The 16,263-nt window shown below is 70.8% G+C and carries 21 protein-coding genes; 8 read left to right on the top strand and 13 right to left on the bottom strand.

Translation table 11 applies throughout. The annotated features are described in order from the left end of the window. Positions 1–47: 47 nt before the first annotated feature. From HUT12_RS26445 to HUT12_RS26410, 8 genes are all read right to left on the bottom strand, one after another. Complete coding sequence (locus HUT12_RS26445; protein ID WP_131053594.1) at positions 48–1,013, bottom strand: carbohydrate ABC transporter permease; 966 nt, start codon at positions 1,011–1,013, stop codon at positions 48–50. 1 nt (position 1,014) lies between these two features. Further along, positions 1,015–2,070 (bottom strand): carbohydrate ABC transporter permease, encoded by a 1,056-nt coding sequence (locus tag HUT12_RS26440; RefSeq protein ID WP_131053595.1) that lies wholly within the window; start codon positions 2,068–2,070, stop codon positions 1,015–1,017. Between the two features lie 69 nt (positions 2,071–2,139). Next, on the bottom strand, positions 2,140–3,495 hold the full coding sequence (locus HUT12_RS26435; RefSeq protein ID WP_131053596.1) for an ABC transporter substrate-binding protein: 1,356 nt from the start codon (positions 3,493–3,495) through the stop codon (positions 2,140–2,142). A 601-nt stretch (positions 3,496–4,096) separates the two neighbouring features. Next, complete coding sequence (locus HUT12_RS26430; RefSeq protein WP_176095072.1) at positions 4,097–4,591, bottom strand: TspO/MBR family protein; 495 nt, start codon at positions 4,589–4,591, stop codon at positions 4,097–4,099. A gap of 216 nt (positions 4,592–4,807) precedes the next feature. Next, positions 4,808–4,951 (bottom strand): GPGG-motif small membrane protein, encoded by a 144-nt coding sequence (locus HUT12_RS26425; RefSeq protein ID WP_162854360.1) that lies wholly within the window; start codon positions 4,949–4,951, stop codon positions 4,808–4,810. Continuing rightward, positions 4,942–5,718, bottom strand: coding sequence for a metallophosphoesterase (locus HUT12_RS26420; protein WP_176095071.1), 777 nt, complete (start codon positions 5,716–5,718; stop codon positions 4,942–4,944). The genes HUT12_RS26425 and HUT12_RS26420 overlap by 10 nt, the downstream gene beginning before the upstream one ends. A 9-nt stretch (positions 5,719–5,727) precedes the next feature. After that, the gene (locus HUT12_RS26415; RefSeq protein WP_176095070.1) at positions 5,728–6,003 is read right to left on the bottom strand and encodes a hypothetical protein; all 276 of its coding nucleotides are present in this window, start codon (positions 6,001–6,003) and stop codon (positions 5,728–5,730) included. Next, positions 6,000–6,626, bottom strand: coding sequence for a nucleotidyltransferase (locus tag HUT12_RS26410; RefSeq protein WP_255446618.1), 627 nt, complete (start codon positions 6,624–6,626; stop codon positions 6,000–6,002). The genes HUT12_RS26415 and HUT12_RS26410 overlap by 4 nt, the downstream gene beginning before the upstream one ends. Positions 6,627–6,720: 94 nt before the next feature. On the opposite strand from HUT12_RS26410, the gene HUT12_RS26405 reads away from it, so the two are divergent. Then, the gene (locus HUT12_RS26405) at positions 6,721–7,509 is read left to right on the top strand and encodes a dTMP kinase (protein WP_131053601.1); all 789 of its coding nucleotides are present in this window, start codon (positions 6,721–6,723) and stop codon (positions 7,507–7,509) included. On the opposite strand, the gene HUT12_RS26400 is transcribed toward HUT12_RS26405, so the two are convergent. Then, positions 7,494–8,189: an SDR family NAD(P)-dependent oxidoreductase gene (locus HUT12_RS26400; RefSeq protein ID WP_176095069.1), complete on the bottom strand. Its 696-nt coding sequence runs from the start codon at positions 8,187–8,189 to the stop codon at positions 7,494–7,496. The two genes, HUT12_RS26405 and HUT12_RS26400, sit on opposite strands and share 16 nt — an antisense overlap. Before the next feature lie 189 nt (positions 8,190–8,378). Here HUT12_RS26400 and HUT12_RS26395 point away from each other — a divergent pair, with 189 nt between their 5' ends. From HUT12_RS26395 to HUT12_RS26385, 3 genes are all read left to right on the top strand, one after another. Then, the gene (locus tag HUT12_RS26395; RefSeq protein ID WP_131057883.1) at positions 8,379–9,293 is read left to right on the top strand and encodes a MurR/RpiR family transcriptional regulator; all 915 of its coding nucleotides are present in this window, start codon (positions 8,379–8,381) and stop codon (positions 9,291–9,293) included. After that, entirely contained in the window at positions 9,290–10,243 is a 954-nt protein-coding gene (locus tag HUT12_RS26390; RefSeq protein WP_131051753.1) for an N-acetylmuramic acid 6-phosphate etherase, read from the top strand. The genes HUT12_RS26395 and HUT12_RS26390 overlap by 4 nt, the downstream gene beginning before the upstream one ends. A 419-nt stretch (positions 10,244–10,662) precedes the next feature. Next, positions 10,663–11,652, top strand: coding sequence for an RNA polymerase sigma factor RpoD/SigA (locus HUT12_RS26385; protein WP_176095990.1), 990 nt, complete (start codon positions 10,663–10,665; stop codon positions 11,650–11,652). Between the two features lie 84 nt (positions 11,653–11,736). On the opposite strand, the gene HUT12_RS26380 is transcribed toward HUT12_RS26385, so the two are convergent. After that, a complete protein-coding gene (locus tag HUT12_RS26380; protein ID WP_131051726.1) occupies positions 11,737–12,708 on the bottom strand; it encodes a C40 family peptidase in 972 nt (323 codons plus the stop codon). A 452-nt stretch (positions 12,709–13,160) separates the two neighbouring features. Between HUT12_RS26380 and HUT12_RS26375 the strand changes: the two genes are divergently transcribed. Continuing rightward, the gene (locus HUT12_RS26375) at positions 13,161–13,691 is read left to right on the top strand and encodes a DUF6232 family protein (protein WP_176095068.1); all 531 of its coding nucleotides are present in this window, start codon (positions 13,161–13,163) and stop codon (positions 13,689–13,691) included. A gap of 24 nt (positions 13,692–13,715) precedes the next feature. Here HUT12_RS26375 and HUT12_RS26370 read toward each other — a convergent pair whose 3' ends face one another. Together HUT12_RS26370 and HUT12_RS26365 are read right to left on the bottom strand one after the other, a co-directional pair. Next, on the bottom strand, positions 13,716–14,054 hold the full coding sequence (locus tag HUT12_RS26370; RefSeq protein WP_131051727.1) for a DUF3817 domain-containing protein: 339 nt from the start codon (positions 14,052–14,054) through the stop codon (positions 13,716–13,718). A gap of 25 nt (positions 14,055–14,079) precedes the next feature. Then, positions 14,080–14,553, bottom strand: coding sequence for a hypothetical protein (locus HUT12_RS26365; protein ID WP_131051728.1), 474 nt, complete (start codon positions 14,551–14,553; stop codon positions 14,080–14,082). A gap of 125 nt (positions 14,554–14,678) precedes the next feature. On the opposite strand from HUT12_RS26365, the gene HUT12_RS26360 reads away from it, so the two are divergent. The 3 genes from HUT12_RS26360 to HUT12_RS26350 all read left to right on the top strand — a co-directional run bounded on the left by HUT12_RS26360 (position 14,679) and on the right by HUT12_RS26350 (position 15,954). After that, positions 14,679–15,002 carry a DUF6158 family protein gene (locus tag HUT12_RS26360; protein ID WP_131051729.1) on the top strand — a complete coding sequence of 108 codons (324 nt, stop codon included), beginning with the start codon at positions 14,679–14,681 and terminating at the stop codon, positions 15,000–15,002. Beyond that, complete coding sequence (locus HUT12_RS26355; RefSeq protein ID WP_131051730.1) at positions 15,002–15,325, top strand: SRPBCC family protein; 324 nt, start codon at positions 15,002–15,004, stop codon at positions 15,323–15,325. The genes HUT12_RS26360 and HUT12_RS26355 overlap by 1 nt, the downstream gene beginning before the upstream one ends. 98 nt (positions 15,326–15,423) lie before the next feature. Beyond that, positions 15,424–15,954: a DUF1360 domain-containing protein gene (locus HUT12_RS26350; RefSeq protein ID WP_131051731.1), complete on the top strand. Its 531-nt coding sequence runs from the start codon at positions 15,424–15,426 to the stop codon at positions 15,952–15,954. 87 nt (positions 15,955–16,041) lie between these two features. On the opposite strand, the gene HUT12_RS26345 is transcribed toward HUT12_RS26350, so the two are convergent. Continuing rightward, entirely contained in the window at positions 16,042–16,239 is a 198-nt protein-coding gene (locus tag HUT12_RS26345) for a hypothetical protein (RefSeq protein ID WP_131051755.1), read from the bottom strand. Positions 16,240–16,263 lie beyond the last annotated feature (24 nt).

Below are 16,263 nucleotides of genomic sequence, written 5' to 3'. Positions count from 1 at the left end.
CCCGGGTGGTGCCGCCGTCGCCGTCGACGGCGGCACCACCCGGGGTGTCAGCCCTTGACGCTGCCGGCGAGCAGCCCTCGAACGAAGTAACGCTGCAACGACAGGAACACGATCAGCGGTACGACGATCGAGACGAACGCCCCGGCGGTCAGCCGTTGCCACTCGTTGCCGCGCGTACCGGCCAGTTCGGCCAGCCGGACGGTGAGTGGTGCGGTGACGTCGCTGCCACCGGCGAAGATGAGCGCGACCAGCAGGTCGTTCCAGACCCAGAGGAACTGGAAGATGCCGAACGCGGCCAGCGCGGGCGCCACCAGCGGCAACACGATGGTGCGGAAGATCCTGGGATGGGTGGCCCCGTCGACCCGCGCCGCCTCCATCAGGTCCTTCGGTAGCTGCGAGATGAAGTTGTGCAGCAGGAACACGGCGAAGGGCAACGCGAAACAGGTGTGCGCGAACCACACCTGGGCGAAGTTCTGCGCGCCGTCGAGGTTCCAGGCGGGCATCAGGGTGACGCCGCCGATGCTGACTCCGCGCGAGAAGAAGCTCAACAGTGGCACCAGCGCCATCTGCAACGGCACGATCTGGAGCGCGAAGATGCCGATGTAGACCCAGTCCCGGCCGCGGAAGTTGATCCACGCCAGCGCGTACGCGGCCAGCGCGGCGAACGCGAGCGGGAACAGTACCGACGGCAGGGTGATGACCAGCGAGTTGACGAAGTAGTTGGCGAGTTGTCCCGAGCCGGATGCCTGTCCGAACAGCACGTCCTGGTAGTTCTGCAGGGTGAACTGCGGGTCCCGGAAGAACGTCCACCAGCCGGTGGTCTTGAGTTGGGGCTCCGGCCGGAACGAGGAGACGAGCAGGCCGAACGTCGGGATGGTCCAGACGACCGCGATGACGATCGCGACCACGGTCGCGGTACGGCTGTTCAGCCGCTTGCGTACCCGGGACGCCCGCGTCGACGGGCCGTTGGTGTCCTGGGCGCCGGCGGCGACCGGGGGAGTGGTGGTGGTCATCTCAGCCCTCCCGTCGCTGCTGACGCAGGTTCCGGATCTGGAAGATCACGATCGGTAGCACCAGGATGAAGAGGAAGACCGCGAGGGCGGATCCCTGCCCGTTCTGGCCGTACCGGAACGCCTGGTTGTACATCTCGTTCGCGATCACGCTGGTGTCGTAGTTGCCGTTGGTCGTGGTGCGGACGATGTCGAAGACCTTCAGCGTGGCGATCGAGATGGTGACCACGACGACGATCATGGCCGGCCGGATGCTGGGCACGGTGATCTGCCGGAACATCTGCCAGGGGGTGACCCCGTCGAGGCGGGCCGCCTCCACGATGTCGGCCGGAATGGACTTGATCGCCGCGGAGAGCACCACCATGGCGAATCCGGCCTGGATCCAGACCATGATCACGATGAGCAGCAGCGTGTTCAGTGGTGAGTCGAGCAGCCACTGTCGGGGTTCGCCGCCGAGGCTGACGACGATCTGGTTGAGCAGACCGATCTGTTCCTGGCCCTCACCCCGATAGGCGTAGACGAACCGCCAGATGATGGCGGCGCCCACGAACGAGATCGCCATCGGCATGAAGATCAGCGACTTCGCCAGCGACTCCAGCCGGGCCTTGTCGACCAGCACGGCGTAGAGCAGGCCCATGCCGGTGGCGACCAGCGGGACCAGCGTCACCCAGACCAGCGTGTTGATCAGTACCCGGACGATCGCGTCCTCGGCGAACATCCAGCGGTAGTTGTCCAGACCGACCCAGTTCTGGCTGCCGCCGTCCATGAAGGACAGGAGCGTGGTGCGGATCGCCGGGACGACCAGGCCGATCATCAGCAGCAGTACGGTCGGCAGCAGGAAGAAGAGAGCGAACAGCCCCTCCCGGGGCTTGGTCCGGCGGGGCAGGGGCACGCCGCCGCCGGCGGAGGCCGCGACGAGTTGCGCCTCACGGCGCCGGGCGAAGAACGCCGGTACCACGTCGAGCAGGATGAGCAGGCCGCCGACCACCACTGCGAAGGCGACCAGCCCCCACAGCAACATCATCAGTTTCGGCGCCTGTGCGGCGAAGTCGAAGTTCATCAACCCTCCCAGAGGTGTCGGCAGAGCCGGTGGGCCGGCCCGCGCTCGCGGACCGGCCCACCACTGGACTTACTTGGGCCAGCTGCTCTCGATGCCCTGGAGGACCGTGGCGGTGTCCCGCCCGTTGATCCACTCGACCATGCCCTTCCAGAAGGTGCCGTTGCCGACGGCCGCCGGCATCAGGTCGGACCCGTCGAAGCGGAAGACCGAGCTGTCGTCCTGGAGAAGCTCCACGGACAGCTTGTCGATCGGGTTCGCGACGTTGGCCAGGTCGAGCTTGTTGTTGGCCGACACCCAGTCGCCGATCTTCGCGCGGCTGTTGGCGTGCTCACCGGAGGCGAGGTACGTCTGCACCGCCTGCACCTCGGGACGGTCGCTGAACGCCGTCACGAACTCGCCGCCGCCCAGGACCGGCTTGCCCTTGGCCGGGTCGATGGCCGGGAAGTAGAACGCGAACACGTCGCCGTCCTCGGCCACCCGCGTGCCCTGCGGCCACTGGTTGGCGTAGAACGAGGCCTGCCGGTGCAGCGCGCACTTGCCGGCCGTGATCGGAACGCCCGCCTCCTGGAAGGAGGTGGTGGCGATGCTGCGCACCCCGCCGAAGCCGCCGTTGACGTACTTCTCGTTCTTCAGGATGGTGCCGGCGCGGTCGAGCGCCTCGGCGACCCGGGGGTCGTTGAACGGGATCTCGTGCTTGGTCCACTGGTCGTAGACCTCGGGAGTCTGCGTACGCAGCATCAGGTCTTCGATCCAGTCGGTGGCCGGCCAGCCGGTGGCCTCGCCGGACTCGATCCCGGCGCACCACGGCTTGGTGCCGCTGTCCGCGATCGTGTCGCTGAGCTTGATCATCTCGTCCCAGGTGGTCGGGACGGCCCAGCCCTTCTCCTGGAACATCTTCGGCGAGTACCAGACGAAGGACTTCACGTTCGAGCCGAGCGGCGCGCCGTAGAAGGTGCCGTTGACCGTGCTGTACGTCAGCCAGTCGGCCGGGTAGTTCTCCTCGGCCATCGCCTTGGTCTCGGCGCCGGCGGCCTTGATCTGGTCCCGCTCGGCGAACCGCTGGATCAGACCGGGCTGGGGGATGAACGCCAGGTCGGGGGCGTTGCCGCCGTCGACGCGTACGGGCAGCTGCGCCTCGAACTCACCACTGCCCTCGTGGTTGATCTCGATGCCGGTGCACTCTTCGAACTGCTTCCACGACTCGTCCAGCCGGTCGGCCTCGATGTCCCGGATCGACGAGTAGATCGACACCTTCTTGCCGTCGTGGCCCTGGTACTTCTCGTACGGGGCACACTCGGCGGAATCGGCGTTGGTGTTGTTGCCGCTACTGGTGCTGCTGCCGGTGCCGCAGGCGGTGGCGCCGAGCGCCAGTCCGAGCGCGCCGGCGATCACGAGGGCCTGGCGTGGCCTGGCAAAGACTGCCATGCCGTCCTCCTTCCTAGCCGGCGCCGGCCGGGATCGCATCCGGTGACCTGGCGCCGGTCCGATGGGCGTTTTCACATGTAAGCGCTTGCATCTCGCGCGGTCCAGCCCTGGGACGGACACGACCGAGTAACAATCCGGAAACCTGTCGTCGCTGCGTGGGTGCGCTCCCAGCGTCGGCGATCACCCTCGTCGATCGGCGTCCCCGACCTCCAGGCCCGACGGACCACCCCCCGGACAAGCCCACGCTCACGCCCGCCCCACTCCCAAGGGCCGCCGATTGTCATGGCGCGACCTGCTGCCGCCGCCCCACTCCCAATACCCGGTGCACTGTGACAGGGCGACCCGCCGCCGGTCGACCTATTCCCGACGGCCGACCCACGTCGACGGTCGACCGCACCCTCAACGGGTCGGGTCCGCAGGAGTTGACCAAGAAGTTTGCACCCTGAGTCGTCCCGCTCCGTGACCAAACTTCTTGATCAACACGGGCGGTCGGTGCGCGGATGCGGATGGCTGCCTCGGCACGATCGCGAAGGGTGCCGGACGTGGCCTGCTGCTGATCGGGGCGATCCGCCCGTCTGGTCGGCAGGGGCCGTCGGGCGGGTCAGCCGTTGAGTTGCCAGATCGAGTAGTTCAGCGCCGCCGCGAAGGTCACCCAGGCCCAGTAGGGCAGCAGCAGGACGGCCGCCGCGGTGCTGACCCGCCGGAACAGCAGGACGGTCACGCCGATCGCCAACCACAGCAGCACGATCTCCGCGAAGGCCAGGCCGTACCGCCCGGCACCGAAGAACAGCGGGGTCCAGGCGGCGTTGAGCGCCAGCTGTACCACCCAGGCGAGCACGGCCGGGCCGAAACCGACCCGGCGCCAGACGAGCCAGCCGGCCAGCGCGATGGTCACGTACAGCAGCGTCCAGACCGGGCCGAACAACCAGGACGGGGGTGCCCAGGAGGGCTGCTCGACGCTGCGGTACTCGTCCGCAGCGCCGACGGCGGCCAGGTTGCCGATGACCGCTGCCGCGATGACCGCCGCCGCGAACCCGGCCAACGCCCACCACTGCCGGGCGCCGCCTCGCCGGGTGTCGCTCGCACTCGTTCGCATGCTCACCTGCTTCTCCGTCGGTCAGGCCGGCAAACCCCACCGGCAGGGCGGGCTTCCGCCTCGGTGGATCGGCGGTATCCGCGGCCCGCGACGCGGACCGGGCCCGGACGCAAGCACGCCGGGGTCGCCGTGGCCGGTGACTCCTGTCGGGAGGACGGAGTTCCGGTCACGACGACCCCGGCGGGTCCGGGACAGGCGACGCGTTGCGCCGCCACGTCAACTGAAGATGCTCACACCACCCGGGCCCACGAGCAGGCCAACAACGATGAGGACGATGCCCCACAGGATCTGCCGGCGGAACAGCGCGAGGATGCCGGAGACCACCAGTACGACTGCGAGAATCCAGAGAATCAGCTCCATGTTTGCTGAATACCCCCCACTCCGACTCCGGAAACCTGCGGCTGATCAAGGTCTTCACCCAGATGGAAGACGCTGTACGCCTGCTTGATCACCGGGTGTGCGACGTTGCGGACGCGCACCCCGCCCGGCGTCGTGCCGCGCTCCGAGCCGTGGTGCGCGTGCCCGTGCAGGGCCAGCGCGGTGGGTGCCGAGTCGACCGCCTGCCCGAGCTGGTAGCAGCCCAGGAACGGGTAGATCTCCAGCGGCTCCCCGGCCAGCGTGTCCGGCACCGGCGAATAGTGGGTCAACGCCACCAACGTGTCGCAGTCCAGTGAGCGCAGCGCGGCACTCAGCCGGTCCGCGCTCTCGGTCGTGGTGCGGACGAACGCCTTCATCTCCGGTTCGCCGAAGTCGCTGGCGCACCGACCGGCGAACCCGCCGCCGAAGCCCTTCACCCCGGCGACGCCGAGTCGGCCGCCGGCGCAGTCCAGCACCACGCCGTCGCCCTCCAGCACGATGATCCCCGCCTCCTGCAACGCGCCGACCACCTGCGGCACCTGGTCGCACTGGTGGTCGTGGTTGCCGAGTACGGCGATGACCGGTACCCCCAGCCCGCCGAACTCCCGTGCCACGCACCGGGCCTCCGCCTCGGTGCCGTGCCGGGTCAGGTCACCGGCGAGCAGCAGCGCGTCGGCCTTGTCCGGCAGTTCCTCCAGGGCCGGCCGGAAACGGCCGACCACATCCTCGTCCACGTGTACGTCGCCCACCGCGGCGATCCGGATAGCCATCGCGCCTCCTCAGGGCAGTTGCTCGATCTCAGTGGGCGCCTGCGTGCGGATCACCCCGATGTCGCTGGTGACCGGCTCCTCGGGGAAGCGCTCGGCCACCCGGCGCAGGATCTCCTCCCGCCGGTGGGCGCTCTCCACCTCACCCCGGAGCACCAGACCGCGTTCCGTACGGATCACGGAGATGCCCTGCTCGGCGACGGCGGGATCCTCGGCGAGCAGCCGGTGGATCTCCGCCTCGACGTACTCGTCCGGCGGCCCGGCGCCGGGGTCGCGGTACGTGGTCACGGTGTTCCCCTCCCGTCGGCCGTGCCGCCGTCGGGCACGACGTCCAGCCTGTCCAGCAGCACCAGGAACGCCTCCGCGTACGGCGAGTGCTGCGTCTCCTTGCGTACCCGTTCCCAGTCGATCTGCTCCCGCAGCGACCGGGCCAGCGGCAGCCCTCGCGCGAAGTCGCAGTAGTGCTGGGAGAAGCTGAGCAGTTTGTGCACCATCAACTGTGAGGCGGACAGCACCGGCATGTGGATGGCGTCGACCGGCCGCACGACCGTGTCGGCGAAGGTCTCCTCGGTCACCGGGGTCTCGATCGGGCGGTGGATCAGGTCCACCATCCGGCCGCCGTCGTAGACCTTGACCAGCCAGTCCTCCGGGGGCCGCTCGGCGGTGAACCCGGCCGCCACCAGCGCCTCCAGGGCGGCTTCGACGTCGGGCTCACGGATGAGGAAGTCGACGTCGTGCTCGCTGGAGTGACCGCCGTGCGCGTACACGGCGAAGCTGCCGCCGAGTGCGAACGGAATGTCCGACTGCTTGAGCACGGCGGCGACCTTCTTCAGTGTGTGCAGGAGAGTCTCGTCGTCGCGCTCGGCCATGTCGCCTCTCCCGTCGAACTCGTTCAGTGCTACCGGTGGGATGCCGGATCGGTACCCGGCAATCCGGTCGCCCACACCTGTGCGGCGCGGGTAAGGGCGCGATCAACCACATAACGGGATGAACCTCCCGGCCGTGATGCGGGGCTCGGATATCCTGTCGAGAGTGGCCAGATCGACGGGTATTCGGTGCGGCACGGCCCGACTGCGCACCGTGGCCCTGATCGGCGTGGACGGCTCGGGCAAGACCACTCAGGCGCACCGGCTCGCCGAGGCGCTCACCGCGGCCGGCCACCCGGCCACCTATCACCGCAACGCCGGGGGGCGTCTCTGGTTGGGGCGAGCCGCGCACCGGCTCGGCCGACCGGACGCCCAGGGACTGGTCGGGCGCGACGGCATGCTGCTGCTGGAGTCCGTGCTGCGCTGGCTCGCCATCGCCATGGCCCTGCTCGGCAGCCTGTGCACCGGCCGGGTGGCGGTGATGGACCGGTACGCCGCATGCCAGTACGCGAGCCTGCGGGCACACGGGGGCCAGCGCTGGGAGCGGCTGGTCCGGGCCGCGTACCGGGTCTTCCCGCAGCCGCAGGTGACGTTCCTGTTGACGGTGCCGCCGTCCGAGGCGTACCGGCGGATCGAGCGGCGCGGCACCGACCAGGAGAGCCTGCCCTACCTGACCGCCGCCGACCTCGCCTACCGCACCCTGCCGGAGTCGCCGGGCTTCGTACCGGTCGACGGGGACCGGCCGGCGGACCTGGTGGCCCGCGAGATCCGTGACCATCTCGCCGCATGGCTTCCCGCCGACGACGAGCCGGACGAGCCGGGTCCACGGCGGGTCAGGCCGTGGCTGCCCGGTCCGGCGACCGCGCTGGTCCCGATCCAGGCCCTGCCGTGGGCGACCGGGCCGGTCGCGATTCAGGCCCGGCCGTAGACCGGCACCGCGGCGCCGCTGGTCGGCGCGGAATCGTCGGAGGCCAGAAAGCGGATCACCGAGGCGATCTCGGCGGGGACCACCCAGCGAGAGTGGTCGGCGTCGGGCATCGCGGTCCGGTTGGAAGGCGTGTCGATGACGCTGGGCAGCACCGTGTTGCAGCGCACGCCCGCAGCCTTGTACTCCACCGCCACAGCCGAGGCGAAACCGAGCACGGCGGCCTTGGCGGTCACGTAGCCGGCCACCCCGGGGAACGGCGCGAGGGCCGCCCGGGCCGCCACGCACACCACCGCGCCGCCGCCGGCCGCGACCAGGTGCGGCAGGGCCGCCCGGGTCACCAGGTGGGTCGGGCGCAGGTTGAGGGTGAGCATCCGCTCGAACTCCTCGATCGGGGTCTCGTGCACCAGGCCACCGCTGGCGTACCCGCCGACCAGGTTGACCACGGCGCGCAACGGCGCGTCGGGGTCGCCGGCGGCCACCTCGACGGCGCGGGCGACGTCCTGCGGGTCGGTGAGGTCCGCGACGGGTCGGACCGGTGCGTCGCCCTCGGGGTCGGCCTCCGGCGTCGACCGGTCGCGGTGCGGCGCGACCACCCGCCAGCCCGCCTCGGCGAACGCGGCGGTAACCGCCCCGCCCAGCCCGCCCGTGCCCCCGGTGACCAGCACACTGCGTCGCGTCATGGCTTCACGCTAGTGCCGCCGTCCGGTCGGCCCCCGGTCGGCCCCACCCGACCGGCCGGACCCGGCCCGCCGGAGGAGGCGGGCCCCTTCGGACGGGTGGCAGGCTGTGGTCGTGCGCCCGCTACGTGTCGTCCGTCGGGCGGGCGCGGCGTGGTTGACGCTCACGGCGTGTGAAAGTAAGTTTCATACGTGGGGAAGAGTCCGAAGATTTCCGCGAGTCAGGAGCCGGGTGGACTGATCGTCCACATCAGCGGCCTGCTCCCGTCGCTGTCACCGGCCGAGCAGCGCGTCGCCCGGCTGGTGGTCGCCGACCCCGCCGACGCGGCCCGGCGCACCATCACCGACCTCGCCACCACCGCCCAGACATCGGAGGCCACCGTCATCCGGTTCTGCCGCTCGGTCGGTATGGACGGCTACCCGCAACTGCGGATCCGGCTCGCCGCCGAGGCGGCCCGGCGGATCGAACCGCCGGACGCGCGGGTGGTGGGCGGTGACATCCCGCCCGGGGCCGACTTCGCCCAGATCATCGCGACCATCGCGTTCAACGACGCCCGTGCCGTCGAGGAGACCGCCGAGCAACTCGACCCGGCGGTCTGCGAGCGGGTGGTGGACGCCATCGTCGCCGCCGGACGGATCGACATCTACGGTGCCGGGGCGAGCGGATTCGTGGCCTCGGACTTCCAGCAGAAGCTGCACCGTATCGGTCGGACCGCCTTCTACTTCCCGGACGTGCACACCGCGTTGACCTCGGCGGCCCTGCTCGGCCGGGGCGACGTCGCGGTCGGCATCTCGCACACCGGCACCACGTCGGACGTGGTGGAGGTGCTGGAGCAGGCGCGGGGCCGAGGTGCCACCACGGTGGTGCTGACCAACTTCCCGCGCTCGCCGGTGACCGACGTCGCCGACCACATCCTGACCACCGCCGCCCGGGAGACGACGTACCGTTCCGGCGCCACCGCCAGCCGGATCGCCCAGCTCACCGTGGTCGACTGCCTTTTCGTCGGGGTGGCCGCGCGCAACCGTCCCCGGGCCCGCAAGGCGCTGGAGGCGACCGCCGAGGCGGTCCGGTCCCACCGGGTCGGGTCCGCCCGGAGGCGGGCATGACCGCCGGTGCGGTGGAGCCCGACGCGGTGGCCCCGGTCGCCGTCCGCCCGACGATCCGGGTCGGTGCGCCGACCGAGCGGCGCAACCCCCTCAGCGTCGATCTGGACCTGATGTCCACCCGGGACGTGCTGGCCGTGATCAACGAAGCCGACCGGCGAGTACCGGCCGCGGTGGCCGCCGCCCTCGACCGGATCGCCGAGAGCGTCGACCTCGCCGTCACGGCGCTGCGCGGTGGATGCCGGGTGCACTACTTCGGGGCCGGCACCTCGGGGCGGCTGGGCGTGCTGGACGCCGCCGAGCTGGCCCCCACCTTCAACTCACCCCGCCACTGGTTCTGCGCCCACGTGGCCGGCGGACCGGACGCCGTGTGGCGGGCGGTGGAGGACGCCGAGGACGACGACAACCGAGGCGTGGCCGAGGCGGCCGACTGCGTACGTAGCGGTGACGTGGTGGTCGGTCTCACCGCCAGCGGTCGCACCCCGTACGTCCTCGGGGCGCTCGCCGCGTCCCGGACCGAGGGCGCCTCGACGGTGCTGCTCTGCGCGAACCCGGACGCTCCGGCCGCCCGGTCGGTGGACGTCTTCATCGGCCTGGACACCGGGCCGGAGGTGGTCGCCGGGTCGACCCGGATGAAGGCGGGCACGGCCCAGAAGATCGTGCTGAACAGCTTCTCCACCGCGGTCATGGTGCGGCTGGGCCGGGTCTACTCGAACCTGATGATCGACATGGTGGCGACCAACGCGAAGCTCCGGGGGCGAATGCTCTCGATCCTGGTCGAGGCGACCGGCTGTGCCGAGGAGCGGGCCCGGCAGGCCCTCGACGAGGCGGACGGCGATCTGAAGACCGCCCTGGTCAGCCTCGTCTCGGGGGTGGGGGCGCCGACCGCGCGGGCGGCTCTGGCGCGTTCCGCCGACCAGGTACGCGGTGCGCTCGCGCTCCTCGCGTCCTGAATCCGACACGCCCACGGGCGCCCGACGGGCCGGGCATAGAAGCGGGGCACGGATTGTTCATCTGGGCGTGGGGTATTACCACCGGCGTGGATGAACCGACTGGTCCGCGTACGCGTATCAGCCAGTGACCAGGATCGCAGCACGGCGGTGACCCGGGTCGCTGTGTCGGTCGGCCGGGCAGTGTTGCCATGGACCGGGACGGACGGCGATCCGTCGATCCGTCGACCTCACGAGGTGCCTGCCGACCCCAGTCAGGCAGGGTGCTGACAGCAAACGTGGACCGCGCTCTCAGCGGATTATCAGGCATTCGTGACACTTTCGACCCACGACAAGGAATCCCTGACACGTCTCATCTGTTGTGTAGATGCCGGCTCCGGTGGGCACAGCGGAAGGCGCGGGGAGGGCCGATGGGCGTGGGGATGGCAAGGAACCGGGCAACCGGCGCGAGCGAGGGGACCGTGGGCAACGTGGACAAGAACATCGGAATGCGCACCGACGAGGTCGCCGAGGAGCGCGACCTGGTCGGAGTCTACCTGCACGAGATCTCCCGGACGCCACTGCTGGACGCCGCCAAGGAGGTCGATCTCTCCAAGGCGATCGAGGCCGGCCTCTATGCCGAGCACCTGCTCGGTGAGGACCGGATTCCCGACGGTGCCACCCGGGACGACCTGGCCCGGCTGGTCGCCGAGGGCGAGCGGGCAAAGGACCTGTTCATCCGGGCCAACCTCCGGCTCGTCGTGTCGATCGCCCGCCGTTACGTCCGCTCCGGGATGCCCATGCTGGACCTGATCCAGGAGGGCAACACCGGTCTGGTCCGGGCGGTCGAGAAGTTCGACTACGAGCGCGGCTACAAGTTCTCCACCTACGCGACCTGGTGGATCCGCCAGGCGATCAGCCGGGCCATCGCCCAGCAGGAGCGCACCGTGCGGCTGCCGGTGCACCTGGTGGAGGACGTCAACCGGATGCGCAACGTGGCTCGCCAGCTCACCCGCGAGTTGGGCGGCGACCCGGAGCCGGAGCAGATCGCCGCGGCGCTCGGCGTGACCGTCGAGCGGGTCAACGAGCTGGTCCGTTGGTCGCAGGACACCGTGTCGCTGGACACGCCGGTCGGCGACGACGGCGACACCAACCTGGGTGACCTGGTTGCCGACAGCGACGCGCCGTCGCCGGAGGAGATCGTGCTCACCGGGCTGGAGCGGCAGCGGATCGAGGGGTTGCTCAACCACCTCGACGACCGTTCGGCCGGGATCATGCGGGCCCGCTACGGGCTGGAGGACGGTCGGGAGCACTCGCTCACCGAGGTGGCCTCGCGGTTCTCGCTCTCCCGGGAGCGGATCCGGCAGTTGGAGATCCAGGCGCTCGGGCGCCTGCGCGAGCTGGCTCGCGCGGAGGGCCTACAGGCCGCCTGAGCTGGTATCAATGACGGCGAACGGCCGGCGTCCGATAGGGGGACGCCGGCCGTTCACCGTCTGCGGGCGCGCCGAACCGTCGACTCAGCGCACCCGTCCGTAGCCGTACGGGGGCATCAGGTCGACGGCACGTTTCTCCACGTTGCGGCCGAACGTGGGGGCGTGGATCACCTGACCGTCGCCCACGTAGATCGCCACGTGCCCGAGGCTGCGATAGAAGACCAGGTCGCCGGGGCGTAGCTCGCCACGGCTGATTTGTGCCACCTTGCCCCACTGCATCCGGGTGTTGTGTGGCAGGGACTTGCCCGCGGCCCGCCAGGCGGCCGAGGTCAACCCGGAGCAGTCGTAGCCGTTCGGCCCGTCCTGCCCCCAGGCGTACGGCTTGCCGAGCGCGCCGTAGGCGAACCGGACGGCCACACCGGCCTGCCCGGAGACCGAGGGCGCGTTGTCGGCGCCGCCGGAGTTGCTGGTCGGGCGTTCGGTCGCCCGGCCGTACGCCTGCCGGCGCATCTCGTAGAGCTTGGCCAGGTCCCGCTCGATCCGCCGTTTCGCGGCGGCCAACTCCCGGGACTGTGCGGCCTGTCGGCTGAGCGTGACGTCCAGCCGGGTCTTCTCGTCGAGCAGCCGCTGCTGGTCGGCGGTGTAGCTGGCCACGGTCGCCTGGCGTTGCCGGGTCAGGTGGTCCAGCGTGCCGAGCCGGTCGAGCATGGACGTCGAGTCGTCGGTGCGCAGCAGGGCCTCGGCGGCGCCGAGGTTGCCGGTCTTGTACGCGGTCACGGCCATCTGGCCGACGTCCGCCCGGCTCTGTTCGGCCTGCTGCTCCAGCGGACCGATCCGCTCCTGCAACCGGTCGACAGCGGTCCGGTTGTCCTTGATCTTTTCGCGCAGCTCGTTGTGTGACTCCACCACGTCCTGGAGTTCGGCGGAGGACTTGTCGATCCGCCGGGTCAACTCGGCGGTCGACGGCTCGGCTCGGGCCACCGTGGCGGGCGCGACAAGCGCCAGCGAGCAGGCGGCCACGGCCAGAGCGCGCAGCGTGTTCGTCAGGGACGACAAGAGCTCGATGCTCCTCTCCCAGGGCCGGCGCGGGCCTGCTGACGCTCCGCGACGGCACCGACCCGGTGCCGTCCGGGTGGACGGCGGTCGACCGGGCCGACCTGCCCAAGGTAGTACGGGAACAGAGTTACCGGCAGGGATTGTCGGGACATGTGAGGAGCGTGTGGCGAATCTGATTCACCCTAAGGGGGTATGTAGGGTTATCTGGGCAGATGCCGTACTGGTCGCTCTCGGCATATGACGTCGGATGCCTCGGCGCTATAACCGATAAGACGGACTTGGGCGGCTCTTTCCGGCATTGGCGGGCCGAGGAAGCGGCGTGACCACCGGAAACAGGCCGGTGAGGCTGGCGCGTCCGGCAGACAATGGGCGCACAGCCGGGATTCCCGTCAGCCCGGCACCGAGGATCGGTGACCGGTCCGGCGGTGCCCGGTGGTGGGGGAGGAGGTGCCGTGAATCCGGATGGTGCGAGGACACGACCACCACGCTCCGCGCCCGGGGGTGCCCGTCGGAGCCAACGGCTGCTCTACGCCCGACCCGGGATCGTCGTCACCGCCGACCGGTTCACCGTCGGGCGCAGCAGCTGGCGGGTCGCCGAGCTGACCCATCTGCACACCACCCGGGGGGATCACGACCCGGTGGCGGCCCGGGCCGTACTGGTCTCCGCCGTGGTGATCGGTGGCATCGGCCTGGTGCTCGGCTTCACCGGGGGACTGCACCGGCTCACCGCCGAGGCGTACCTGCTGCTGGGGGCGGTCTTCCTGGTGCCGGTGCTGCTCGCGGCGGCCGGGGACCGCTGGCGCCCGCCGCCGTACGAGCTGTGGGGACGTCGCGGCGATCGTGAGGAACTGCTGTTCAGCAGCGACGACGAGCAGCAGTTCGGCCAGGTGAGCCGGGCGTTGCGCCGGGCCCGGGAGATGCACAGCTACGGCGGGTGGGAGGACCCGATGGCGACCGCCGACCCGTGGCGACCGGGCCGGTGAGAGCCCGCCGCGCGGGGCGGGTGGTCAGCCGGCCACCGGCTCCGGCGTCTGCTGCTCCCGCTCCCGCTGCTCGGCCAGGTACAACGCGCTCACCCGGCGCTCGGCCCAGAAGGAGACGAACGGCACGGTGCCGGCCAGCATCACCAGGACCATCCGCTTGAGCGGCCAGTTGACCCGCCGGGACAGGTCGAACGCGGCGACCAGGTAGAGCATGTAGAGGAAGCCGTGCGCCTGGCCGACGGTCTCCACCAGGATCGGGTTGTCGAAGCCGTACTTGAGCGGCATGCCGATCACGACGAGCAGGATCAGCACCACGCCGACGATCCAGGCGATCACGCGGTAGCGGGTGAGGGCAGCGCGCACGTCCGTCAGTCCTTCCGGCCCGGGCTCAGCCGGGGTAGTCACCGGGCTTGGCGCCCGGATTGGCGTTCAACCATGACAGGTAGCGGTTGTAGGCGGCCAGGTCCGCGTCGTCGGAGACCTCCTCGACGGCGGTGGCGCGGGCCACCCGTACCGGGCGGCGGAATCCGGATCGCGGCCGGTCCGCCTCCGGCGTACCGGCGATCACTCCGGCCTGGTCGCCGCCGGCCGAGGTGTCGGGCGCCGTCGAGGTGTCGGGCGCTCCCGTGCTGTCGCCGGACTCGGCGGTCGGCTGCTCCCGCAGCGTGTGGCGCACCTCGCGCCACCACACGAAGACCACGAAACCCGCGAAGATCGGCCACTCCACGGCGTAACCCCAACTGATGGCGTTGCCGGCGGCGGCCCGGCTGACCTGCCACCAGCCGAGGCTGAGGAAGGTGGTGACCAGCACGACCAGGGCCACGTGGCGGGCGATCCACGCCGGGGTCCAGAGCCGCTTCATGGCAACGAGGGTACCGGGAGCGGCTCCGCTCTCCGACGCGGTGTCGTAGTGGCCGCGCTGGTTTGGCCGCACCCGGCGTGGGCAACCGTACAGATGCCAGCCCAGCACGGACGAGGGGGCGCGAGATGACCGGATCAGGACGATCGGACGGGTTTCCCGGCGGTGGCACCGAGGTGAGCCCCGAGCAGCGGATCCCCGAGTGGGGCGAGGACCGGACGACAGCCGGCCCGCTCGACGGGGACCTGCCCGGCGTCGACCCGGCCGAGCTGAGCGAGGACGACCTGATCCGTGAGGTGCAGAGCCTGCACCGCACCCGCCTGGACACCTTGCGCCACGCCACCGACTCGGCGTTGGCCAACCACCTGCGGCGCACCGCCGAACTCGAGACCGAGTACCTCGCCCGGCACCCCGGGCGGGAGGTCGACCCGAGCCGGCTGCGGGACGCGTGATGGCGTACGCCGAACGCGGTGTGTCCGCGCCCCCCGAGGTCGTCTTCAACACCGCGACCGATCCCGACCGGGTCGCCGCCTGGCTGCCCGAACCCCTGCGCACCGGCGACTCGTCCGACCAGGGCGACGGCGACCGGATGCGGGCCCGGTGGGCGGGCCACGGCACCGACTGGTGGGCCGAGCTGCGGGTGGAGCCGGTCGACGCCGGTGGTGCCCGGGTCCGCCTGGACATCTCCGGCGGCGGTGCCGAGACCGACCGGCTCGCCGACGAGGCCCTCACCAAGCTGGCCCGCGAGGTGGACGACAACCTCCAGGCCGGCTGACCCGCCGAAACACCGACCAGAGCCGCCCGGAGTCCGGGCGGCGATCTGGGCCGTCCCGGCCGGGACGGCTCACCCCCGCGTGAGACGAAGGAGGCCGGGTGAGCGAGCTGAAGCAGAAGGTGGCGCGGTTGCGTCAGGCGTACGCCCCGCACGAGCACCGCCCGCTGGGCGGTTACCTGGCGGCGATGGGCACCTACGCCGCGGTGACCGGTGCCATCGCCGGACTGGTCAAGGCGACCGGCCGCCCGGTGCCGGAGCGGCCCGCCACGTCCGACGTCGTGCTCCTGGCCATCGCCACCCACAAGCTCAGCCGGCTGCTGTCCAAGGACGCGGTGACCAGTCCGTTGCGGGCGCCGTTCACGCAGTACGACCGGCCGATCGGCAGCGGCGAGGTGATGGAGCAGGTACGCGACTCCGGCAGCTCCACCCGGCACGCCATAGGTGAACTGCTGAGTTGCCCGTTCTGCCTGGCGGTCTGGGTGGCCACCGGGTTCACCGGTGCGCTGGTGCTCACGCCGAGGCTGACCCGACTGGTGGCCACCGCCCTGACCGCGGTGACCGCGTCGGACTTCCTCCAGATGGCGTACGCGATGGCGCAGCGAGGTGCCGAGGGCGACCACAAGGAGTGACGTGGGCCCGGTGTCCCTCCGGTGGCGTGTGCCGCCGGGACACCGGGCCTCTCCGTGCGCGTGCGTCAGCGCCGCACGCCGGTCGTGTCAGCGCTGCATGCCGGACCAGCCGCGCGGCGACTCCGGTTCGCGTTCGCCCTCGTCGTCGCCGGTGATGATGTCCCGGTCCACGGCCGTGCGGTCGTGCTCGTTGGCGAAGTCCGGCTCGGGGAGGGTGTCGGTGCCCTCCGGGGGTTGGCCGAGCGCGGGCATCCGGTCGTCCTGGTCTTCCTCGGGCTGCGACATCGTGTTCCTCTTCTCGTCGCCGGC

Source organism: Verrucosispora sp. NA02020, assembly GCF_013364215.1.
Lineage (GTDB): Bacteria > Actinomycetota > Actinomycetes > Mycobacteriales > Micromonosporaceae > Micromonospora.
Note: the sequence above shows the minus strand (reverse complement) of the source record. Positions and strands in the feature narration are given on the sequence as shown.